A 22,145-nucleotide genomic window follows, 5' to 3' on the forward strand; every position below is an offset into this window, starting at 1 on the left:
AAAACTATCATGCGAGGTTCCTATGTCTCAGTTTATGTTCGTAACCGATTTGGACAATACTCTTGTTAATCACGATACTGAAGACGACAAAGCATTACAAGAACTCAACTATAGATTAAGTCAACATCGCCAAGAGCATGGCTCGAAAATCGTTTATGCGACTGGGCGCTCATCTGTGCTGTATCGTCAATTAGCAGTAGAGAAAAAACTGATTGAACCAGATGCATTAGTTGTTGCAGTTGGTACAGAAATTTACATAAATAGTAGTGAGTCAATTACCGGGGAAGATATCCTTTCTGGTAAACTGACAAACCCGAAGGGTGATAATTTCGATCGCGATTGGTCAGCACAAATTGCGACCGGATGGAACCGCAATACTGTGGTATCAATTACTGATAAGTTTGATGAACTAAAATCACAACCCGATACTGAACAGCGACCTTATAAGGTCAGTTTTTTCCTTGAAGAATCAGCTTCCGAAAGAATTTTGCAAAAACTTGAGACAGAATTGCAAAAATGTGGTTTAAATATAAAGTTAATCTACAGTAGCGGAATTGACCTTGACATTGTGCCCAAGAACAGTGATAAAGGTCAGGCAATGCGGTTTCTGCGTCAAAAGTGGGGATTTGTAGCCGAACAAACTGTTGCTTGTGGCGATTCCGGCAATGATATTGCTTTATTTGCCGCAGGGGAAGAAAGAGGAATTATAGTAGGGAATGCTCGTCCAGAGTTAATTCAATGGCATAGCGAAAATCCTGCTGATAATCGCTACCTGGCAAAGAATATTTGTGCAGGTGGAATTTTAGAAGGTTTGAAACATTTTGGTTTCTTAGAATGATTAGTTATCTCAAAGGAATTGTTGCTGGTGTTCAAAGTAGTGGTAGTCGTCATACGCTTACCCTAGAGGTAAATGGTATGGGCTATGATTTGTTGATTCCGGGGAGGTTGGCAAAACAATTACCGAGTATGGGTGATACTGTGCAAATTTTCACCCATTACCAAATCCGCGAAGAAGTACCGTTGCTATATGGCTTTGGCTCACCATCAGAACGGGACTTATTTAAACATTTGTTAAGTGTTAGTGGAATTGGTGCGGCATTAGCGATCGCATTACTGGATACACTGGAAGTACCTGAGTTAGTGCAGGCGATTGTCACCACCAATGTCCAGTTAATTATCCAGGCTCCGGGTGTGGGTAAGAAAACCGCAGAACGCATCTGTTTGGAACTCAAGAGTAAATTAATCGAATGGCGGAAAACAGCAGGTTTCTTCGTTGCTACTCAAGGACCTGCACCGAGTATCTTGGAAGAGGTACAAAGCACTCTGTTAGCACTTGGTTACACAGCTAGCGAAGTGAGTCATGCTTTGCACTACGTCAGCGAAGATATTGGGCTGCCTAAAGATGCCTTTGTTGAGGATTGGATACGTCAAGCGATCGCTCATTTGAGCAGTACGGAAGTCTAGGATTGTGGATTTGGGATTATTTTTAACCCAGAGTGCATTTATTTATGAATGTTTTAATTATTGGTTGTGGTTATGTCGGTTCTGCGGTTGCTAAATATTGGCAACAAAAAATGACTTTGGTAATTACAGTAACTACTACAACACCGGAACGAGTTTTAGAATTAGAAAATATTGCGGAAAAAGTAGTTGTTTTACAAGGAAGCGATCGCGCCGCTTTAGAAGCAGTTTTGCATGGTCAAGATTGCGTTTTATTGAGTATTTCACCTAACCGTGGTATTTCCTATACAGATACTTATTTAAAAACTGCTGAAACTGTCGCCGAAATCTTAAAAAAATCATCGGTGAAGCAAATTATCTATACGAGTAGCTGCTCTGTATATGGTGATAAAAATGGTGCATTGGTTGACGAAGCAACAGCAACAGAACCACGCAATGAAAATCAAAAAATTCTCCAGAAAACTGAACAAGTTTTACTCACAGAATTAACAGATAAATTGCGTGTTTGTATTTTGCGATTGGGGGGAATTTATGGTGAAAATCGTGAACTCGCCAAAATTTACAGTCGAGTTGCCGGACAGACTCGTCCTGGGGATGGTAGTGAACCTTCAAATTGGATACATTTAGATGATATTGTTGGCGCGATCGAATTTGCGCGACACTATCATTTGCAAGGGATTTATAATTTGGTAGATGATGCAAATTTATTAAATCGTGAGGTGATTGCTCGTGTTTGCGAAACTCATAATTTACCTCAAGTAACTTGGGATAATTCGCAACCAAGTAATCGAAATTATAATGCTAAGATATCCAATCAAAAAATTAAAGATGCAGGTTATAAGTTGATTCATCCAGAGATGATTTTTTAATCAAAAGATTGTAGAAGTGAGGAGTGAGAATAATTTTGCTTTTAGGTTTTTGTAAAAAAATGCGATCGCACTAAACTGAACATTTTTCCAGTGGTTAAAAATAAATTAGGGGAACGGTAAGCACAGTTGTTTTGGTGGGAATTTATTTTTATCTGGGTTACTTGTGGTTTGATTTTTATAAGTATTTTTATCGTTAATATAACTCAACAAACATTTTCCCACATACTCTGCCAGCTTTACAGGTACTGCATTCCCAATCATTTGTTCTAAGTCGGTTTTAGAATGATTCAATTCATCAAATATAAAATCATCAGGGAAAGTTTGTATATAACTTCTCTCAATGGTAGTTAATGGACGAATTTCTTGGGTTATGGGTGCTGCATCTTTATGATGCTGTTGATAAGTTTTGGGAATTGGTCTATTTACTCCTCTAATTGTTGGACTTGGCTCATCTATGCTAAAAATTGCTCTTCTTTTATAGCTTCTTGGATGTCTATAATAAAATTGTATTCCTAAACTATTTCCTAAATATTCCCTAACAGTAATTGGCTTTTTTGTAAAGTTTTCCTTCAAATATGTAGTTAAACTATTATCCTCTCCATATAATTCACCAATACAGAAGTACCTTTTTCTATTTTGAGGTACACCGCATAAACTTGCATTAATTACAGTTTCAGTTAATCCATAATTACTCATTTTTAAGATATTATGAACTTGAGTATATTTTTTAGATTTAGTATATAGTTCAACATTTTCCATGACAAAGTAATTTGGCTTAGTTGCGGCAATAATTTCAGCAAAAGATATACTTAAATCACCTCTGCCTAAATCTTCATTGCGTTTACCAGCACTTGAAAAATCTTGACATGGTGCGCCACCAATAATAATCTCTGGATTGAGTTGTTGTAAAATTGAGTAATTGTCTAAATTCCCCAGGTCACAATTATAAATTGGATGATGAAAATTTTTCCTATAAACTTTGATTGCCGGCTCCCAATTATCAAAGGCGGCAATTATATTAAAACCTGCATTTTTGAAGCCTAGAGAAAACCCTCCACATCCAGCGAATAAGTCAATAGTTATTAAATTATTACTGATATTTGTCACTATCATTGCTGTAATCAAATTTGCTTTAGATTTTCGTCAAAAATCTCTGGATTACTCAAGATAATAGCATCAAAGCGCCTTTCGGGACTTAAAAAGTTTTGCCCTCCACCTAGAATAATACTTCTGACTTCATCTTTTGTAACTCTTGGCGATATTAGTTCTTGACATTTCATATAATGAAAGGTGTTTAAACCATTTAAAGCAAAAGCTTTATCGTTTTTTGTATTGTATGTCAGAGTATCAATAATTAGCTTATGGTGAATTTTTCCAGTTTGTGCAAAATCATATAGCATCCTTCCCAGCCAAATTACGGAGCGCATAGGTCTTTGTATTGTTTCTTCTTTTTGAATACACCTCTTGGTCACATCAAAAAACAATCGTGTAAACGCAAAATTACTCCAGATAAATATATCCAAACATTGTTTATATAGCTTTGATGTTTTTCCTACTGTTTTCCATACAGGCTGCATCACAAAAGGTGTCTGAATATTAATATAATTGATCAGTAAATTATCTAGACAATCAGCAATATCTACTATATGAGGTAATATACTTCGTATACTTGCCCAATCTTGAACTTTGCTCAATACTGGATCAAGATAGTTAAGTAATATATCTCTATGATTTTGAAATTTATCAACTATAGTTAATGCTAGGTAGACTATCGTGTCCGGTCTAGTAACTATCTCGCAACCATATTTATCATCGCTCAACTTGTAAGTAGAATTATCAGGTAATGCTGTTAACTTAATTTCTATTCCTCGCAAGCAAGATGCATCAGATGTAGTATCGAGTGTAACTAAATCAAGTCTCGGTAACTTTCCTGTAACTATCTTAAGATATGGTACATAATCACTCTCAAATGCGAAGAATAAATTAGGAGAGAGAGGTTTAATGCCAAAAATTTCGCTTACTTCTATTTTTTCCTGTGTAACTTTAAGTCCTTGATCTAAGGTTAAATAAACTGGTTGTAATCCAATTGAATCCATATAACATGCTAGTGATGCAGGAAAAGAATTATTAAATTGATTTTTACCCCAACTTTCTTGTTGTGAAAAATCTCTGTTAGAATTTTTGATTCCGAATAATTCTGGTTTAGAAGTTTCTTGCGACATTTACTTGTTTTTTGTATTTTCTTGTGTTTTTTATAACTCAACTATTACTGTTGCCCGATGCTGTGTAAGCTAATCGCCATTCATTATTTTCAGACTGATTCGCTGGTAGTATGGACTACTCTACGGGAATGCTCCGCGAACAATCCTGGTTTTATGCAACTGAAATGCTCATTAGCTTATCAGCAGATGATACGTAATCCTTGACATTGCTTTCAGCAAAATAATCTGAAAAATAAATAAACCTTAAAGCCACTTCCAAGGAACCCTCGCTACACGCTATGATCGGGTATTGTCAGGTTGACTTCTTCACTCTTGATACCCATGACTGCATCTTACTCCGCATCCCAATCGACTGCTAACAAAGCAAATGCTTACATTACAGACCATCGCCAGGTAGATGTCAGCAAGCTGAGTCAGATGTACCAGCACTATGTCGAAGTCAAGGAAAAGTACCCCCATGCGGTACTCTTTTATCGTGTAGGTGATTTTTTTGAGTGTTATTTTGCTGATGCAGTAACGCTAGCGCAGGAGTTGGAACTCGTTCTGACTAGCAAGCAAGCAGGAGAACAAGGGCGGGTGGCAATGTCGGGTGTCCCCCATCATGCTTGGGAACGTCATGCGACAGATTTGGTGGCGAAGGGCTATGCTGTTGTTATTTGCGATCAAGTTGAAGATGCGGCAGCAGCAACAGGTAGATTGGTACGTCGAGAAGTCACGCGAATTATTACCCCTGGTACACTCCTAGAAGATGGGATGCTCAAGGCGAGCAAAAATAATTATCTCGCAGCTGTGGTCATTGTTGGCGATAATTGGGGATTGGCTTATGCAGATATCTCTACGGGGGAATTTGTCACCACCCAAAGTACAAATTTGGAGCATCTTACCCAGGAAATGATGCGGCTACAACCTGCGGAGGTGTTAATTCCCACCAATGCACCAGATTTAGGAGCATTATTGCGTCCCGGTGAAAAATCTGCAAGTTTACCGGAATGCTTACCACCGAGTTTTTGTTATTGTATGCGATCGCAAATTCCTTTTTCTCAAGGTGAAGCTCGCAGTCGCCTACTACAAAAGTTTAAGTTACGATCTTTGGAGGGTATTGGTTGTGAACACCTTCCCCTGGCGGTACGTGCGGCGGGTGGTTTGCTGGAATATTTGGAGGAAACGCAGAAGGAAAGTAAAATATATCTGCAACCGCTTCGCAGTTATACGCTGACGGATTTTTTAGTTGTCGATAGTCAAACTCGGCGCAACCTGGAAATTACCCAGACGGTACGCGATGGGATTTATCATGGTTCTTTGCTCTGGGCGCTGGATAGGACTTCCACAGCAATGGGAGGCAGGGCATTAAGGAGATGGTTGTTACAACCACTACTTGATCTTAAGGGGATTGGGGCGCGGCAGGATACCATTCAAGAATTAGTGGAAAATACTGCTTTGCGTCACGATATTCGGCAGTTATTGAAACAAATATATGACTTGGAAAGGTTGACGGGAAGGGCGGGTTCGGGAACGGCAAATGCTCGCGATTTGAAGGCTTTGGCGGATTCTTTATCGAAGTTGCCAGAATTAGCTTACTTGGTAGCGACAGCAAATTCACCTTTCCTGAAAGCATTACAGAAGGTTCCTCCAGAACTCGAAGTTTTGGGACGGAAAATTAGTGCCCATGTTGTTGAGTCTCCCCCAATTCAAATTAAGGAAGGTGGTTTAATTCGTAGTGGTGTCAATCCCCACTTGGATGAACGCAAAGCTTTGGTTGAGGAAGATCAAAAATGGATTGCGAATTTGGAGGTTGAGGAACGGGCAAGAACGGGTGTTCCAACTTTGAAAGTAGGTTTTAATAAGACCTTTGGCTATTACATTAGCATTTCCCGTGCCAAAGCCGACCAAGTGCCCACGAATTACATCCGTAAACAAACCCTAACAAATGAGGAACGGTATATTACCGCAGAGTTGAAGGAGCGGGAAACACGGATTCTCAATGCTCAAGATGATTTATTTAAGTTGGAATATGAGATATTTGTGGCATTGCGGGAAGAAGTTGCCCTTCATGCAGAGACGATTCGCAACCTTTCGCGGGCGATTGCTGCTGCTGATGTGTTGTGTGGTTTAGCTGAGTTGTCGGTAATTCAGGGTTACTGTCGTCCGCAGATGGTTGAGGGTAGGGAAATATATATAGTTGATGGCAGACATCCGGTGGTAGAGCAGTCGCTGCCTGCGGGTTTCTTTGTCCCCAATTCCACTAATTTGGGTAACGAGCAAAAACAAGATTCTTCCCCCGACTTAGTTATTTTGACAGGTCCAAATGCAAGTGGTAAAAGTTGTTATTTAAGGCAGGTGGGTTTAATTCAGTTAATGGCGCAAATTGGTAGCTTTGTGCCTGCCAAGTATGCAAAATTGGGTATATGCGATCGCATTTTTACCCGTGTTGGTGCTGTCGATGATTTGGCTACAGGACAATCTACCTTTATGGTGGAAATGAACGAAACCGCAAATATTCTCAACCATGCCACCAAGCGATCGCTGGTATTATTAGATGAGATTGGACGGGGTACGGCAACTTTTGACGGGCTTTCCATTGCTTGGGCTGTGGCGGAATATTTAGCAACGGATATTACCGCGAGAACTATTTTTGCGACTCACTATCATGAATTGAATGAATTGTCAAGCATTTTGGAAAATGTGGCGAATTACCAGGTGACAGTCAAGGAAATGTCCGACCAAATTATCTTTTTGCACCAAGTTCAACCCGGTGGAGCGCAGAAATCCTATGGGATTGAAGCAGGAAGATTAGCAGGTTTACCTCCTGTAGTCATTAAACGGGCAAAGCAAGTGATGGGACAAATTGAACAGCACAGTAAAATTTCCATGGGCTTGCAAAATTTGGAATAGGTAGTAGCAGAGGGTTGTCATACACCAGCCGCATACAATTGATTAGCAAGTTCAGTAATCTCATCTTTGAATGTCAGTTTTCTCAGCCAATGATTCGGTATGCCTAATTCACCATAATATGCTCCAGCAATCTGACCACAAATCGCGGCTGTTGTGTCTGCATCATCACCCAGGTTGGTAGCCGTAAGAATTGCTTGCTCATAATTTTCCGTCGTCCAGAAACACCAAAGTGCTGCTTCTAAACTCTCCACTACATATCCCGTACCACGAATGTCGTTGATCGTTTTATTTCGATACTCTCCACTCGCAATCGATTGAATTGATGGTGATGCGACTATCTCTGGATTATTCTCAAAGAGAATTTCGTCTTTGCTGGCTCCCGATAGGGCGCGAAAGAGAAGTTTTCCAAAAAGACAACTTGCATCTATACATTCTGCCGCACCATGTGTTGTTCGAGAACTCTCGCCAGAAAAGTGTAAAATGCGATCGAGGTCTGGAAAATAAAACATGGGAACAGGTGCCAGCCTCATCAAGCAACCATTTCCGGCAGTCCTGGGATTAGTAGAGCCACTGAATGGGTTGCCAGAGATTTTGTATTCAGACAAGGCTTGACTGACTGTATTCCCAATATCAAAACATTCCCCTGTACTGCTTAGATAACCGTGTTCATACCAATTGTAGTAGCGATCCATTTGATCAACGGCATCAAACCCACCAACTTTCACCAAGCTAGTAGCTAAACACAATGCCATTGATGTATCATCTGTCCATTGCCCTGGCTTCAAGTTAAATGGACCTCCACCCAGCATATCTACTACAGGTGGGAATGAACCACGACCCTGAAATTCGACTGTTGTACCTACAGCATCCCCTGTCGCCAGACCTAACAAACACCCTCGAAATCGCTCTAATGAATTCATAGAATTATCGTTTTATTTAGTCTAATTCTAGACTTAACCTCTGAAATTTGTATGCGGAGAACATGTAGTTATGGATGGTATAATTAAGTTCAATTAATCGGGTCAGAAAACTAACTTAAAAATATGCATAAATATTCTAGAAAATGTGATAATTTCAAAATATGACCATAGTCATGACTAGTACCAGTTTCAGTAAAAAATGAAAAGTATTTCAAAAAGTAAACTTAAAAGCAAACTACTGGAATTCTTGCGGCTTGTAGAGTCAGAAGGAGAAGAAATTGTAGTTACAGATCGAGGAAAGCCAGTGGTGAAAATTTCTAAATATGGCGATTCACCCCTAACAGCAGAGTTATTTGGGCAAATGCGCGGTAAAGTCAGGTATTTTGAGGATTTAACAACTCCCACAACGGAAGAATGGACAGAAGTGTGAAAATTGTCCTCGATACTTGCGCTCTGATTTGGTGGAGTCTAGACCCAGATCAACTTTCTCAATCTGCGACAGAAGTTTGCAAGCAAATGGAAAAGGAAAAAAATGGTCTTGTTCCATCCACTGCTATCTGGGAAATTGCCATTAAAATCAAAAATAAAAAACTAGATTTAGGAGTTGACATTAACCAGTATATCGCTTCTTTGAAAAAGTCCAATGTTGTCCGCATTGTCCCGATTGATGAAGATGTGTGGTTAGGAAGTGTCAGGCTAGAATGGAGTCATCGAGACCCAGTTGATCGAGTCGTTGTTGCCTTAGCTATTAGTAATCAAGCTTCAATCATCACAGCAGACAGGGAAATAAGAAGTTTTTACTCAAATGTGATTTGGTAATATTCGGTGTGAGATGGGAAGGTAAAACGAAAATTAGGGCACAATAAAACGACAAGTAGCAAAAAATACTGCAATGCGACAACACGTACTCAACTAGAAGCCGTAGCCGTTACCGCCAAACGAACCAGTTGCAAACATGTAAAAACTCTACAGATGTACAATCGCAACTAAACTAATACCTTCCCAGGTTGATACTTTTGGTTCACAATTGGGAACTCTAATGTCAGCAATAATCCTGACTCAGTAGACAGTATCCCATGAAGAAAAAGCCTGACTTTTACCAATTTACAGCTAGATTTGGCTGTGGTTTCATATTTGGACTTTTCGCTGCCACTAGTTGTTACTTTATACTTGGTGCCCAAACGATGCTGGGGTTATTTTGGGGTTGGGTTCTATTTTCGCTGCTGTTTGGAGTATTATCAGCAATTTTTGGCGATCACTTTTGGACAAAAATATATCATTGGTTTCTGTAACATCAACCACATTGACTTTAACAAATGTACTATTTGTCGATGAAGTTCAACTCTCAGTCCTTCCCCTTGTAAAATATCAGGTACAAAGTGGTGTCACCTCAGCACCATAGTAGACTCAAACACTGTGGAAAAATCACCTTCAGATGCCGAACAAATTTGCCCAACTCATCCGGCTCATGTTAACTTCAGCATTGTTGCGATCGCAGCTTCTGCGGGAGGGCTAAAAGCACTGAGTCAGTTACTATCGGCGTTACCTGCAAATTTTGCGGTGCCCATTGCGATCGTACAGCACCTTGACCCGAAACATCGTTCGCTGATGGCAGATATTTTGAGCCGACGCACCAAGTTACAGGTGAAGCAGGCACAACAGGGAGAGTTGATGGAGGCGGGAATTGTTTATATTGCCCCACCCAATTATCACTTACTGGTAACGAGTCAGGGTTATGTGGAATTGACACAATCGGAGGTGATACATTTTGTCCGTCCCTCTGCTGATGTGCTGTTTCAGTCGGTTGCAGAAAATTATAAATCACAAGCGATCGCAGTTGTACTTACAGGGACAGGTGTGGATGGTGCAATTGGTGTGCGGGAAATTAAGCAACATGGGGGAACTGTGATTGTGGAAGATAACAATACCTGTGAGTTTGATGGGATGCCAAATGCGGCAATTAGAACGGGGGTAGTTGATCAAATTTTACCGCTCTCGGAAATTGCTAGAGCCTTAATTGCTTTGGTAATGGCAGGTAATGCTGATGAGCAATGAAAATGAAGAGGATAAGGTATTTGCAACTCTGCTGGATTATTTGAAACGCACAAGGGGTTTTGACTTTACTGGTTATAAACACTCCAGTTTGCAGCGACGTATCCGCAAACACATGCAATCGCGGGAAATAGAGTCTTTTGGTGACTATTTGGACTATTTGGAAGTTCACCCCGATGAGTTTGTGGAACTGCTGAATACGATTTTAATTAATGTTACTGCCTTTTTTCGCGATGCTGCCGCTTGGGATTATTTACAGCAGCAAGTTTTGCCACAAATCCTCAGTCATAAAACAGCAGAGGAGCCAATTCGGGTGTGGAGTGCTGGTTGTGCTTCGGGAGAAGAAGCTTATACCCTCGCCATGATTTTGGCGGAAACTTTGGGAGCGACGGAATTTCGTCAACGAGTCAAAATATATGCGACTGATGTGGATGAAGAGGCTCTCACCCACGCTCGTCAGGCTAGTTATACCCAGCAAGCAATTCACTCGGTTCCTCTGGAACTACGAGAGAAGTATTTTGAAGCAGTGGGAAATAGCCAAGTCTTTCGGGCAGATTTGCGGCGAACTGTGATTTTTGGTCGTCATGACTTGCTACAGGATGCTCCCATTTCCCGCTTGGATATATTAGTCTGTCGGAATACACTCATGTATTTTAATGCTGATGCCCAAGCGAGAATTTTGGCACGGTTACATTTTGCCCTCAATCCCACAGGTGTGTTATTTCTGGGGAAAGCCGAGATGTTGCTCACCCACACCAACCTATTTACCCCCTTAAGTTTACAACATCGCATATTTACGAAAGTCGCTAAGGTAAATATACGCGATCGCCTCTTAGTTTTGTCACAAACTGGTGATGAGGAAAGTAGCAAACGTCTAGCAGTCCATGTGCAGTTGCGGGAAGCAGCTTTGAATGCCATACCTCTAGCGCAATTGGTAGTAGACTGTGGGGGGAATTTGGTGATGGCAAATCAGTCTGCCAGGGCGATGTTTGGCATTAGTTTGCAAAATATTGGCTGTCCCCTCCGAGATTTAGAAATTTCCTACCGTCCCGTCGAATTGCGATCGCCAATTGAGCAAGTATACAACGATCGTCATCCCCTGGTAATTTCCGACGTAGTTCGTAATCTCCCTGATGGCAACATCCAATATTTGGACGTGCAACTCACGCCCCTCCAAGAAAATGGCAGTGACTTACTGGGAATTGCGATTACTTTCACAGATGTAAGTAGTCACCACAATCTGCAAACAGAACTGCAACGGGCAAATCAAGAACTAGAAACCGCCAACGAAGAACTGCAATCGAGTAACGAAGAACTGGAAACCACCAACGAGGAATTACAATCCACCAATGAAGAATTGGAAACCACCAACGAGGAATTACAATCCACTAACGAAGAATTGGAGACGATGAACGAGGAATTGCAATCCACCAACGAAGAATTGCAAACAATTAATGATGAGTTGCGCCAACGTACCCACGAACTCAACCAACTCAATGCTTTCCTCCAATCTATCCTCACAAGCATTCAGGCTGGGGTGGTAGTAATTGACTTGCAATTTCATATTCTCAGTTGGAATAAAGAAACTGAAAACCTCTGGGGATTGCGAACCGAAGAAGTCAAAGGGCAGTCGTTTTTTAATTTGGATATTGGTTTACCTGTAAGCGAGCTACGGGAAGCCATCCGCGCTTGTATTGCCGGGGAAAATCAGATAGAATTAGTTATAGATGCAACAAACCGTCGGGGTAGAAGTTTTCGCTGTCGAGTCACCTGTAACCCCCTAATTGGCATCGCAGGCAAGCGAGATGGGGTTATCCTCGTAATGGAGGAGGTGGAAGTATGACTATGAGTCTCGTGGAAAAAAGGCTCCAAAACGCCCAGTTGAAAGTAAGTATTTTATCGCAGCATAGCAATGAACTGCTCCTAGAGCCGGAATTACTCTCATCTGCCTTAGAAGAATTGACAGTAATATTAGAAGAACTTAACGTCCAATATGAAGAACTAGTACAAACCCGGCAGGAATTAGAATTAGAACGCCAACGCTATTGGGAATTGTTTGAATTTGCTCCCGATGCCTACATAGTTACTGATACGGCAGGTGTAATTCAACAAGCTAACCAATTTACTGCCGGTTTTTTCGGAATACGAAAAGAATTTTTGGTGGGTAAACCATTGGTTGTCTTTATTAGCAAAGCCGAACGCAAAGCCTTTCATGACAAACTTAACCATACAGCAGAATTACTCCAACATCGGCATTGGCAAGTTGAAATTACACCCCGTCGTGGAGAAGCATTTCCAGCTGCGATCGCGGTTACTGCCGTTTATGATATTCAAAGACAAATTATCGGTTGGCGCTGGCTATTGCGTGACCTCACTTTAGTTCCCCAATCAAGAACATTTGTCAATACTTTAGAATCACCGCAGGAACTCCAAGAATTGCGATCGCGCTACATTCAGACAATTTCCCACGAATTCCGCACACCAATGACTGTCGTCCAAACCTCAGTCGAACTGCTCCAACGTTACAACGAGGCAATTAGCCAAGAGACAAAGAGTAGGTGTTTCCAAATTATCAATACAGCAATTCAATCAATGTTGCGTTTGTTGGAACAAGTATCACTGTACAAAGCCGAATTAAGTGAACTCAAAGCCAATCTCAGCCGAATTAATGTAGAGCAAATTTGTGAGACTGTGATGGCAAAAGCCAGTCTCAAAGAGAGTATCACCCTCCATCAATCCCAGACAGCCTATTTACACAGCTTCCAATGTAATTGTCATCTTCGCGAACCTTGGGTTTATTTAGATGCAACAATGCTGCAAATAATTTTAGATAATTTGCTTAATAATGCCATCAAATACTCACCCCAAGGTGGTGAAATCGAATTGAATCTACGTCAAGAAGATCAGTATCTGATTCTGGAAATCAAAGACCAAGGTATTGGTATTCCCACCGAAGACTTACCCAAACTCTACGAACCATTCCACCGAGCCAAGAATGTGGTTAATTTCTTGCCGGGAATTGGTTTCGGTTTAGCAATTGTCAAAAAAATAGTAGATTTATTAGAAGGTGCGATCGTGATTAATAGTCAACTTGGTATTGGTACTACTGTAACTATTACTCTGCCTTTGGTAGCAACTTTACCTACTGCAAATCCAGATTGAAGAAAATACAGTATCGTCAAATCAAAAAATCAAAACTAAGGGAAAATTAGACTCAAATCCAAACAAATATCATCAAAACCAGCAATTGTAATTGACTGATTAGTCAACAGCCTACCAGGAAGCGGGCTAGAAGCCCGCACTACAAAAAAACAATTTACACACCCTAGAATGCTCCCCAAGCTCTGCTCAAAACATAAGACGATCGCTAACATAAAAAACATCAACTTATCAACTTAACTGGGCAACTAATTGATTTTCTAACAGAGTTTCATTTGTCAATAAATCCTCAACAGTAATTCTTAAAAATCTTTGCCCATCAACCAAAAACATAATTTTCACGCGATCGCTTCCGGGAAAACCTGGTGGGGTTAAATTTGCAATACTCCTCGCCCCATCTTTATCATTAAGGGGTTTCACACTAGTAACACCACCATCAAGACGACGGGTAATCAACCTATCCCCATCAAAGTAAACCTCAGTTCCCCCGCTTTCTGCCCCCAATTCACCCATAATTAGCTCAATACTGGGTTGATTTTCCATCGATGCACCCAAAACCAACTCCACAGGTTGACTCATGGGGTAGGGTTGTCCAGATTTGACAATGGGATGCCAACTGTGACGATTATTACGTCGATCCCAATAACGAATGCCGTAGCTGTGATAAAGAAAATCCTTAATTTCCAAGCCCTGAGTTAATTGTAATGCACCTTGAGCGATCGCTTCAAATGGGCGATCGCACTTAATGATACCTGCGTCAAAGTAATTTTTCACCCATTCTTGAACTGCGGGAAGTTGGGAAGTTCCCCCCACCAACAAAACTGCATTAATATCTGCAACTTCGATCCCTTGTCGTCTGGCTTGCTGCAACAAACTCGTCATCGCATCGTCAAGACGTTGAAAAAACCCATTATTTTTGAGGATTTCTGTAAATGTATCGCGGTTCAGGTCGATTTCATAGCTTTCAAAAGTCTCTTCGTTGAAATAAACCTCACCAGCTTGAGTTTGGGTGGAAAGTTGAATTTTGACTTTTTCGGCTAAACGTGTTGTCAGGGGAGTTGTCACCAAACCTTGAGTTTTGGCAAAATGATCAACAATCCAATTATCGATGTCAGTTCCACCCAAATTTTGACCCGCTTTTGCCAACACCCGCGCTGTTTTCACTTTCTGCTTCGAGTCTTCTGCTAGCGACTTGTTGCCAAATTTCAACAAAAACCCCAAAGGTTTACTACTTGCTGCTTGCTGAACAGTTTGATCCAACCTTACCAAAGACAAATCCAGGGTACCGCCACCAAAATCGATCACCAAGAGAATTTCGCGATCGCTCATTCCATAGCCTAAAGCAGCGGCAGTAGGTTCGTCTAGCATTCGTACTTCTTGCACAGCTAAATCTTCACAAACCCCACCTAACCAGTAGCGATAGGTTTCAAAGCTATCGACGGGAACTGTCAACACCAACGAATCGACAACCTCCGGGGTAGAGAGACTAAGTTGAGAAATCACTTGCGTTAAAAACCACTTTCCCGCATCCTCAAACGTCACGTTCTTCCCGTCAATTTCCGGCAAAAACCCTTGAATATCAGCACCAATTCCCCGCTTGAAACTCCGAAAAAATCGCGGTTCATTAACTAAATCTAAACCTCGATCCCGCACCTGTTGTCCGGCTAAAATCTTTCCCTGGCGGGCATCTTCCACATATACCAAGCTGGGAATGAGCGGTGGATTCAAACTTTGTTGAATCGATAAACCCGACAGACTCAATGTCTCAGGCTGCTGGGTGACAGGATTCCAGCGAGCAATTACAGTGTTACTAGTACCGAAATCAATTGCAATTGCCATTAGTTATCAATAAATTTCTTGTAAAGTAGCGAACTACAATAGTAATGTTACACAACTGTGTGAAAGTTAAAGTTAAAAAGCAGGCGATCGCGCAAAAATTTGGATAGAATCGCGCTTGTTATATTCTAAACAGGTTAATAGCATCTCGCTGGTGATTTTTTATGACTTCTCACATTAGAATCTTGATGTGTGCCCCCGACCATTACGATGTAGACTATGTAATTAACCCTTGGATGGAGGGTAATATCCACAAATCGTCACGCGATCGGGCGGTGGAACAGTGGCAAGGGCTGTATCAAATTTTAAAGCAACATGCAACGGTTGATTTAGTTACACCCCAAAAAGGTGTGCCAGATATGGTTTTCACCGCCAATGCTGGGTTGGTACTGGGCGAAAATGTAGTCTTAAGTCGTTTTTTACACAAAGAACGCCAGGGAGAAGAACCGTTTTTCAAAGAATGGTTTGAACAGAATGGTTATAAAGTTTATGAACTGCCCAAGGATTTACCATTTGAAGGTGCAGGAGATGCACTTTTAGATCGGGAAGGGCGTTGGCTGTGGGCTGGTTATGGTTTCCGTTCCGAGTTGGATTCCCACCCATACCTGGCAAAATGGCTGGATATTGAAGTGCTATCGCTACGACTGATCGATGAGCGATTTTACCATCTTGATACCTGTTTTTGTCCTCTGGCTAACGGTTATTTACTTTATTACCCAGGTGCATTTGATTCCTATTCCAATCGCTTGATTGAAATGCGGGTTGCTCCCGAAAAACGCATTGCCATTGAAGAAACTGATGCAGTCAACTTTGCCTGCAATACCGTCAATTTAGAGCAGATTGTCGTCATGAATAAAGCCTCCGATGGCTTGAAAGCGCGACTCAACGCAGTTGGTTTCCAGGTAATTGAAACCCCCCTGACGGAATTTCTCAAAGCTGGTGGTGCAGCTAAGTGTTTGACATTGCGTGTTACTGAACCTGTACTTGCGGATGTTCACGCCAATGTTCACGTCGAAAGTCGCATTATTAGCATTCAAGGACACTTACTAGATTCTGGTTTAATTAACCAAGCGTTAGATTTAATTGTTGATAATGGCGGTAGTTTCCAAGTTCTCAATTTCAACTTGGGAGAACAACGTCAAAGTACCTCCGCCGCAGAAGTGAAGGTATCTGCACCATCCCACGAGGTGATGGAAAGCATTATCTCCTACCTCATCGATTTGGGGGCAGTGGACTTACCCGAAGATGAACGTGATGCCAAACTGGAAGCTGTGCCCAAAAATGGTGTCGCTCCCGATGATTTTTATGTCAGCACTATTTACCCCACCGAAGTCAGAATCAACGGTGAATGGATAAAAGTGCAGAATCAACGCATGGATGGCGCGATCGCAATTTCCCATACTCCTGAAGGTGTGGTAGCTAAATGTAAGTTATTGCGTGACTTGGAAACTAGCGAAAGTGTTGTTGTTGATGTATTGGGTATTCGCACCATCCGCAAAACTGAATCACGGGAAAAACGGAATTCTGAAGAATTTAGCTTTATGTCTGCTGGTGTTTCCAGCGAACGCCGAGTTGAATTAGTTGTGGAACAGGTTGCCTGGGAATTACGTAAAATCAGGGATGCTGGTGGTAAAGTTGTTGTTAGTGCTGGTCCTGTGGTTATACATACAGGTGGCGGCGAACATTTATCACGCTTAGTTCGTGAAGGCTATGTACAATCACTACTAGGAGGAAATGCGATCGCAGTTCATGATATGGAACAGTCGATCCTGGGTACATCCTTGGGTGTGGATATGAAGCGAGGTGTGGCAGTACGGGGAGGACACAGACATCACCTCAAGGTAATTAACACTATTCGTCACCATGGTAGTATTAAACAAGCCGTAGAAGCCGGTGTCATTAAAAGCGGTATCATGTACGAATGCGTCAAAAATAATGTACCTTTTGTGCTGGCTGGTTCGATTCGTGACGATGGACCTTTGCCTGATACCGAGATGGATTTGATTAAAGCACAAGTCAAATATGCTGAACAAATTAAGGGTGCAGAAATGATTTTGATGCTGTCATCAATGTTGCACTCAATTGGCGTGGGCAATATGACACCTGCGGGTGTGAGAATGGTTTGCGTTGATATCAACCCCGCCGTTGTGACAAAATTGAGCGATCGCGGTTCGATAGAATCGGTTGGTGTAGTTACAGATGTGGGTTTATTCCTCAGCCTCTTAGTGCAGCAACTTGATAAGTTAACAAGTCCCTATGTTGAGAAAGTTGGTTAGGTTAATATCTAGTTAATATCTAGTCAATAACCAGCAAATAACTCAAGAAATCCAATGGAGTAAAGATTCTGGGGTGGGCATCTTGCCTGCCCTTCACATTTTCAGCTACGTTTAAGAAATGTAAAAACTCCCATCAAATATCTCAGATAAGGAAGCAAAGGAAAATGCAAGGGGTAATTTTTAAAATACCATCTCAAATTCGCTGGTTGAGTCTAATTACAGATTTTCTCCTTTCTGGTATGGTAATTGGTCCCCTAATTGCTCCTTTTCTAGCTGCATCGGGTTTACCAATACTACCAATTATTGCCAATATCATTTATTTTATGGGGCATCATGTATGTCCACAGCCAAGTATGGGTTTGGAGTTAGCACCACCTTTTATTATGGCTGTATGTATGCGTTGCTACGGCACAGTTACAGGATTGCTCATAACACGTATATTGTACGCTGTCAATAGTGGCAAAGAGTTTTACTGGCTGAGTCAGTATGGATGGAGTGGAGTTGCCATTGCCGCAGTATTGATGATGGCTTATCCGTTGGAATTAGCGGCGCAGGTGTTGGGATGGTGGGATTTTAATAATTATTTGGTTACGCCATTTGGTTTAGTGACTGGTTTCGCATGGGGTTTATTGACAATGCCAATATTCCACAATAAACATTGATAATTATTGCTGAGGAGGTATGAGAGAGGATTTATCAAGGAATATTCAGCCATAGTCACGCAACCAGAAACCAGGTTTCTCATCCACAAGCAAGTTGCACATGAAAATGGTATCAGATTAGTAACTTTTTCCCTTTTTCGCAGTTTTTCTAATTACTTATATTCCATACATATATAAACATTGTATGTCCTGTTTGTTGTTGCGAACATACTCCAATATTGAAGACATAAATTATCTGCTAAATGTCCTCAAAAATAATCATCACTTCTCTACTAAAATTCCATTATTCAGCAACACGAAATAATCCAATTCAGGAATTGAAGCAGAAAAAAATCGATAGAATTTATACTTTGGGAATCACTAATAACATGAATTGAGGAACAATAATAACTAACTTAGGGAATGTAGGCTGTATATTAGGCAAGTCGAGACTTCCAATTTACACTTGAATGACTATGGAGTGCCATATTTTCAACGAGCCAGGATTAAGCGAGGAAGAAGTACAAAGACGGCGTGCAGAAGGTTTAGGCAATGATGTCTGTCTACAAACAAGTCGTTCCTATCGCCAAATTATCAACGAAAATATCTTCAATTTTATTAATATAGTTTTCTTCACGATTAGCGCTGTCATGATTCTGCTACGTCGTTATGGCGATGCATTCCTAGTCATAGTGATTATTCTTAGCGGTGTCATCATTGCTGTTCTCCAAGAAATTTCCGCCAAACGCAAGCTCGACGAAATCGCTTTACTCAATCGTCCCCACGCTACTGTAATTCGTGAAGGTAAAAAGATTGACATTGACCCCAGTGAAATTGTCCAAGGAGATATTCTTGTCGCGACTGCTGGTGATCAAATTTTAGTTGATGGTGTTGTCGTTGGTGATGGGCAAATTGATGTTGATGAGTCTTTGCTAACTGGGGAATCTGATTTAATCCACAAGGTAGCAGAAGATACTGTCTATTCGGGGACTGTTTGCGTGACGGGAAGTGCCTGTTTTCAGGCGACTAAGGTGGGCACAGAAACCATTGCTTATAAGTTAACCTCTGATGCTAGGGCTTTTCGCCATGTATATACACCCTTGCAAAAAGAAATTAACTTGGTAATTCGGATTTTACTGTTGCTGGCTTGTTTTTTGTGGATTTTAGTGGGCATTAGCTTTACTAGTCGTTCCTATACCTTGGCAGATGTGGTGCAACATGCCGCAGTAGTGGCGGGTTTAGTTCCCAGTGGATTATTGATTGCGATTACTTTGGCATATGGAACCGCAGCAGTGAGAATGCTGGGAAAAGATGTACTAATACAGCAGGCAAATGCAGTAGAATCACTGAGCCATGTGAATATTCTTTGTTTGGATAAAACAGGGACATTAACTAGTAATCACATGATTCTAGAGAGACTTTATCCAATTGGGATGACGGAAATTGAACTCAGGCAAAAATTGGGTGATTATGTTGCTAATACTACTGCACCTAATCGTACCAGTGATGCGATCGCATCTGCATGTAGTGGTAAAACTCGTACTGTCAAAGCTGAAATTCCCTTTTCCTCTGCCCGTAAATGGAGTGCTATCAGTTTTTCTGATTTTCCCAATCCGGGTGTTTTTGTATTGGGGGCACCGGAAATATTAGCAAAGTCTGTATTGCTTGCGCCAGAAGTACAAGTATTGATTGACGAAGGTTTTAAACAAGGATTGCGGGTTTTATTATTTGCTTATACAGAAAATATTGATGCAATTAGTTATCAATCGGAAAATGAGGTTTTACCAGATTTTCTCATTCCCTTAGGAATCATCTATTTCAGCGACGAATTACGCCCAAATGTAACTGATACATTACGCACATTTGCCAAAGCTGGAATTAACCTGAAAATTATTTCTGGAGACAATCCAGATACGGTAGCAGCATTAGCTAAACAAGCAGGTTTAAGCGATGATATTCAATTAATTTCTGGTTTAGAATTAGCAATTATGGATGATGTGCAGTTTGCCCAAGCTGCGGATGCTTGTAATATTTTTGGACGCATTACACCCGAACAAAAAGCAAGATTAGTCAAAATATTACGCCAACAAGGTAATTATGTTGCCATGATTGGTGATGGGGTAAATGATATTCTTTCTCTCAAACAAGCCTGTCTGGGAATTGCCATGGAAAGTGGTAGTAAAGCAACTAGAGGTGTTGCCGATATTATCTTATTAAAAGATTCTTTTGGCGCACTCCCATTTGCATTTTTAGAAGGGCAAAGAATTCGGAATGGAATTAGAGATTCCCTGGCATTATTTATTGTGAGAGTATTTTGTGTCGCCTTATTAATTTTTTCTACCGGAATGGTTGCTGATAGCTTTCCCTTAATTAATAAACATAGTGCATTACTAGCAATGTTCGGTGTTGGATTACCCACCGCAATCTTTCCAATTTGGGCAAAAGCTGGAGAAGTCCAAAAGCATAAAAACATGGTACGTTCTTTGTTACATTTTACAGTGCCAGCAACATTAACCATGACATTAGTGGCGCTGTTGGTGTATTTACTTTATTTAGTCAGAGCAATTTTAGATTTGCCACCAGGTAGAGAATTTACCGAACTTGATTACACCCTTCCGCGCACAGCTTTAGTGACAATTTTAGTTTTATGTCATCTATTTTTACTCCCTTTTCTCAAACCACCAACAAGATTTTGGGTTGGAGCAGAACCCCTAAGTAAAGATTGGCGATATACAATAGCAATGTTAGTATTATTCGTTATATTTATGCTGACTCTGGCGATTCCCCCATTACGTCAATTCTTTGAATTAGCACCATTAACTTGGCAGGATTGTTTATTTTTAGTTTTAGTTGCATTAGAGTGGTGTTTAATTTTGCGAGTTGTTTGGCGAACTCGGTTTTTTAATCGCTTCTTAGGAGTCGATTTAAATTAATGATTATTGAGTATGAAAAAAAATACTATTCCAGAAGATAATTTGACTAATTCCATCCCAGAATATCCTGTAAGATTTTGGGAAATTATATTAATTATCATGGGAGCATTCGGATTATTAGGTAGTGCAGTAATTGGCTTAGGTAGTAAAGTTATCAAAAATATGTTTACCCCAGCCAGAGCAGAAGCAATTGCTCAAAGCCTGTTTGATTATCAAATACCTGGTAGTGCCCAAGGGGTAGTTGGCGTAAACTTTGGTGCAAAGAAAATAGCGATTATTAGTAGTCAAAATAATCCACCTGATATTACTCTGTTTGTCAGTAAAGCCCCAATTGAACAAATCAAAGAAGAAGACTCATTAAACTTAGATATTACACTTCAAGAAGTATACCAAGGTAGCTTTATCGTTACCTCTACAAAGATAGAAAACCAAGAATTATGCGGTAAATCAGTACCCGTTTCCATTCAAGTGGGAAAACACCTACTTGGTGAGCCATCTCAACCAATTGATGGAATTCGATATATGGCAAAAATCACAGATAATGGTGTCGAAAGAAAGGTAAATATAATTACTAATGGGGAAAACGCTCAAGAGAAAGCAGCAAAAGTATTTCATTCCCTAGAATGTAGATTTGAATCTTAAATTTCGTAATTAGTGTGTCATATCAGGTTCGCCTGAATCATTAGTTCTCCCCGGCAAAACCCCCATTCCCCATCACCGCGTTAGGCAAACCCGATATCATTCCCTATTCCCATGAGGGGTATCTACCCTCTTCCCCTTTGTCGAATTCAGCACGTAAGATTATGAGTCTACCTAGGAATTAATTGCTATTTGAAAATAACTAGCGCAGGCAATTGAGATAAATCTTCAGGTAGAAACACAAA

The 22,145-nt window shown here is 40.8% G+C and carries 18 protein-coding genes; 14 read left to right on the forward strand and 4 right to left on the reverse strand.

Annotated elements, in window-relative coordinates:
* Positions 1 to 22: 22 nt before the first annotated feature.
* The 3 genes from VB733_RS13040 to VB733_RS13050 are packed head-to-tail and all read left to right on the forward strand — an operon-like array spanning position 23 to position 2,330.
* On the forward strand, positions 23 to 838 hold the full coding sequence (locus VB733_RS13040; RefSeq protein ID WP_323340489.1) for a sucrose-phosphate phosphatase: 816 nt from the start codon (positions 23 to 25) through the stop codon (positions 836 to 838).
* The gene (gene ruvA, locus VB733_RS13045; RefSeq protein ID WP_323340490.1) at positions 835 to 1,464 is read left to right on the forward strand and encodes a Holliday junction branch migration protein RuvA; all 630 of its coding nucleotides are present in this window, start codon (positions 835 to 837) and stop codon (positions 1,462 to 1,464) included. The genes VB733_RS13040 and ruvA overlap by 4 nt, the downstream gene beginning before the upstream one ends.
* Before the next feature lie 44 nt (positions 1,465 to 1,508).
* Positions 1,509 to 2,330: an NAD-dependent epimerase/dehydratase family protein gene (locus VB733_RS13050; RefSeq protein ID WP_323340491.1), complete on the forward strand. Its 822-nt coding sequence runs from the start codon at positions 1,509 to 1,511 to the stop codon at positions 2,328 to 2,330.
* Between the two features lie 105 nt (positions 2,331 to 2,435).
* On the opposite strand, the gene VB733_RS13055 is transcribed toward VB733_RS13050, so the two are convergent.
* The gene (locus VB733_RS13055; RefSeq protein ID WP_416336315.1) at positions 2,436 to 3,428 is read right to left on the reverse strand and encodes a DNA cytosine methyltransferase; all 993 of its coding nucleotides are present in this window, start codon (positions 3,426 to 3,428) and stop codon (positions 2,436 to 2,438) included.
* 23 nt (positions 3,429 to 3,451) lie between these two features.
* Entirely contained in the window at positions 3,452 to 4,552 is a 1,101-nt protein-coding gene (locus tag VB733_RS13060; RefSeq protein WP_323340492.1) for a HindVP family restriction endonuclease, read from the reverse strand.
* Between the two features lie 321 nt (positions 4,553 to 4,873).
* Here VB733_RS13060 and mutS point away from each other — a divergent pair, with 321 nt between their 5' ends.
* Entirely contained in the window at positions 4,874 to 7,444 is a 2,571-nt protein-coding gene (gene mutS / locus VB733_RS13065; RefSeq protein WP_323340493.1) for a DNA mismatch repair protein MutS, read from the forward strand.
* A gap of 17 nt (positions 7,445 to 7,461) precedes the next feature.
* Here mutS and VB733_RS13070 read toward each other — a convergent pair whose 3' ends face one another.
* Positions 7,462 to 8,364 (reverse strand): ADP-ribosylglycohydrolase family protein, encoded by a 903-nt coding sequence (locus VB733_RS13070; RefSeq protein WP_323340494.1) that lies wholly within the window; start codon positions 8,362 to 8,364, stop codon positions 7,462 to 7,464.
* Between the two features lie 199 nt (positions 8,365 to 8,563).
* Between VB733_RS13070 and VB733_RS13075 the strand changes: the two genes are divergently transcribed.
* The 6 genes from VB733_RS13075 to VB733_RS13100 all read left to right on the forward strand — a co-directional run bounded on the left by VB733_RS13075 (position 8,564) and on the right by VB733_RS13100 (position 13,578).
* On the forward strand, positions 8,564 to 8,794 hold the full coding sequence (locus VB733_RS13075; RefSeq protein WP_323340495.1) for a type II toxin-antitoxin system prevent-host-death family antitoxin: 231 nt from the start codon (positions 8,564 to 8,566) through the stop codon (positions 8,792 to 8,794).
* Entirely contained in the window at positions 8,779 to 9,183 is a 405-nt protein-coding gene (locus VB733_RS13080) for a type II toxin-antitoxin system VapC family toxin (protein WP_323340496.1), read from the forward strand. Before VB733_RS13075 ends, VB733_RS13080 begins: the two co-directional genes overlap by 16 nt.
* 257 nt (positions 9,184 to 9,440) lie before the next feature.
* Positions 9,441 to 9,656 carry a hypothetical protein gene (locus VB733_RS13085; protein WP_323340497.1) on the forward strand — a complete coding sequence of 72 codons (216 nt, stop codon included), beginning with the start codon at positions 9,441 to 9,443 and terminating at the stop codon, positions 9,654 to 9,656.
* A 124-nt stretch (positions 9,657 to 9,780) separates the two neighbouring features.
* Positions 9,781 to 10,419, forward strand: a complete 639-nt coding sequence (locus VB733_RS13090) for a chemotaxis protein CheB (RefSeq protein WP_323340498.1) — start codon at positions 9,781 to 9,783, stop codon at positions 10,417 to 10,419.
* Positions 10,409 to 12,259, forward strand: coding sequence for a CheR family methyltransferase (locus tag VB733_RS13095; RefSeq protein WP_323340499.1), 1,851 nt, complete (start codon positions 10,409 to 10,411; stop codon positions 12,257 to 12,259). Before VB733_RS13090 ends, VB733_RS13095 begins: the two co-directional genes overlap by 11 nt.
* Positions 12,256 to 13,578 (forward strand): ATP-binding protein, encoded by a 1,323-nt coding sequence (locus VB733_RS13100; RefSeq protein WP_323340500.1) that lies wholly within the window; start codon positions 12,256 to 12,258, stop codon positions 13,576 to 13,578. Before VB733_RS13095 ends, VB733_RS13100 begins: the two co-directional genes overlap by 4 nt.
* Before the next feature lie 228 nt (positions 13,579 to 13,806).
* On the opposite strand, the gene VB733_RS13105 is transcribed toward VB733_RS13100, so the two are convergent.
* Positions 13,807 to 15,414: an Hsp70 family protein gene (locus tag VB733_RS13105; RefSeq protein WP_323340501.1), complete on the reverse strand. Its 1,608-nt coding sequence runs from the start codon at positions 15,412 to 15,414 to the stop codon at positions 13,807 to 13,809.
* A 161-nt stretch (positions 15,415 to 15,575) separates the two neighbouring features.
* Between VB733_RS13105 and VB733_RS13110 the strand changes: the two genes are divergently transcribed.
* The 4 genes from VB733_RS13110 to VB733_RS13125 all read left to right on the forward strand — a co-directional run bounded on the left by VB733_RS13110 (position 15,576) and on the right by VB733_RS13125 (position 21,903).
* Entirely contained in the window at positions 15,576 to 17,687 is a 2,112-nt protein-coding gene (locus VB733_RS13110; RefSeq protein ID WP_323340502.1) for a TIGR00300 family protein, read from the forward strand.
* Positions 17,688 to 17,851: 164 nt separating this feature from the next.
* Positions 17,852 to 18,349: a DUF2085 domain-containing protein gene (locus tag VB733_RS13115; RefSeq protein ID WP_323340503.1), complete on the forward strand. Its 498-nt coding sequence runs from the start codon at positions 17,852 to 17,854 to the stop codon at positions 18,347 to 18,349.
* 455 nt (positions 18,350 to 18,804) lie between these two features.
* Positions 18,805 to 21,261, forward strand: coding sequence for an HAD-IC family P-type ATPase (locus tag VB733_RS13120; RefSeq protein ID WP_323340504.1), 2,457 nt, complete (start codon positions 18,805 to 18,807; stop codon positions 21,259 to 21,261).
* 12 nt (positions 21,262 to 21,273) lie between these two features.
* Positions 21,274 to 21,903 (forward strand): hypothetical protein, encoded by a 630-nt coding sequence (locus VB733_RS13125; protein ID WP_323340505.1) that lies wholly within the window; start codon positions 21,274 to 21,276, stop codon positions 21,901 to 21,903.
* Positions 21,904 to 22,145: the final 242 nt, after the last annotated feature.

Source organism: Calothrix sp. UHCC 0171 (assembly GCF_034931845.1).
Lineage (GTDB): Bacteria > Cyanobacteriota > Cyanobacteriia > Cyanobacteriales > Nostocaceae > Brunnivagina.

Bases quoted from the DNA above. Each gene is read 5' to 3' on its own strand.
- VB733_RS13060 (WP_323340492.1), bottom strand. From the start codon at position 4,552: ATGTCGCAAGAAACTTCTAAACCAGAATTATTCGGAATCAAAAATTCT.
- VB733_RS13080 (WP_323340496.1), top strand. From the start codon at position 8,779: ATGGACAGAAGTGTGAAAATTGTCCTCGATACTTGCGCTCTGATTTGG.
- VB733_RS13100 (WP_323340500.1), top strand. From the start codon at position 12,256: ATGACTATGAGTCTCGTGGAAAAAAGGCTCCAAAACGCCCAGTTGAAA.
- VB733_RS13110 (WP_323340502.1), top strand. From the start codon at position 15,576: ATGACTTCTCACATTAGAATCTTGATGTGTGCCCCCGACCATTACGAT.
- VB733_RS13040 (WP_323340489.1), top strand. From the start codon at position 23: ATGTCTCAGTTTATGTTCGTAACCGATTTGGACAATACTCTTGTTAAT.
- VB733_RS13085 (WP_323340497.1), top strand. From the start codon at position 9,441: ATGAAGAAAAAGCCTGACTTTTACCAATTTACAGCTAGATTTGGCTGT.
- mutS (WP_323340493.1), top strand. From the start codon at position 4,874: ATGACTGCATCTTACTCCGCATCCCAATCGACTGCTAACAAAGCAAAT.
- ruvA (WP_323340490.1), top strand. From the start codon at position 835: ATGATTAGTTATCTCAAAGGAATTGTTGCTGGTGTTCAAAGTAGTGGT.
- VB733_RS13050 (WP_323340491.1), top strand. From the start codon at position 1,509: ATGAATGTTTTAATTATTGGTTGTGGTTATGTCGGTTCTGCGGTTGCT.
- VB733_RS13120 (WP_323340504.1), top strand. From the start codon at position 18,805: ATGGAGTGCCATATTTTCAACGAGCCAGGATTAAGCGAGGAAGAAGTA.
- VB733_RS13095 (WP_323340499.1), top strand. From the start codon at position 10,409: ATGAGCAATGAAAATGAAGAGGATAAGGTATTTGCAACTCTGCTGGAT.
- VB733_RS13125 (WP_323340505.1), top strand. From the start codon at position 21,274: ATGAAAAAAAATACTATTCCAGAAGATAATTTGACTAATTCCATCCCA.
- VB733_RS13115 (WP_323340503.1), top strand. From the start codon at position 17,852: ATGCAAGGGGTAATTTTTAAAATACCATCTCAAATTCGCTGGTTGAGT.
- VB733_RS13070 (WP_323340494.1), bottom strand. From the start codon at position 8,364: ATGAATTCATTAGAGCGATTTCGAGGGTGTTTGTTAGGTCTGGCGACA.
- VB733_RS13075 (WP_323340495.1), top strand. From the start codon at position 8,564: ATGAAAAGTATTTCAAAAAGTAAACTTAAAAGCAAACTACTGGAATTC.
- VB733_RS13105 (WP_323340501.1), bottom strand. From the start codon at position 15,414: ATGGCAATTGCAATTGATTTCGGTACTAGTAACACTGTAATTGCTCGC.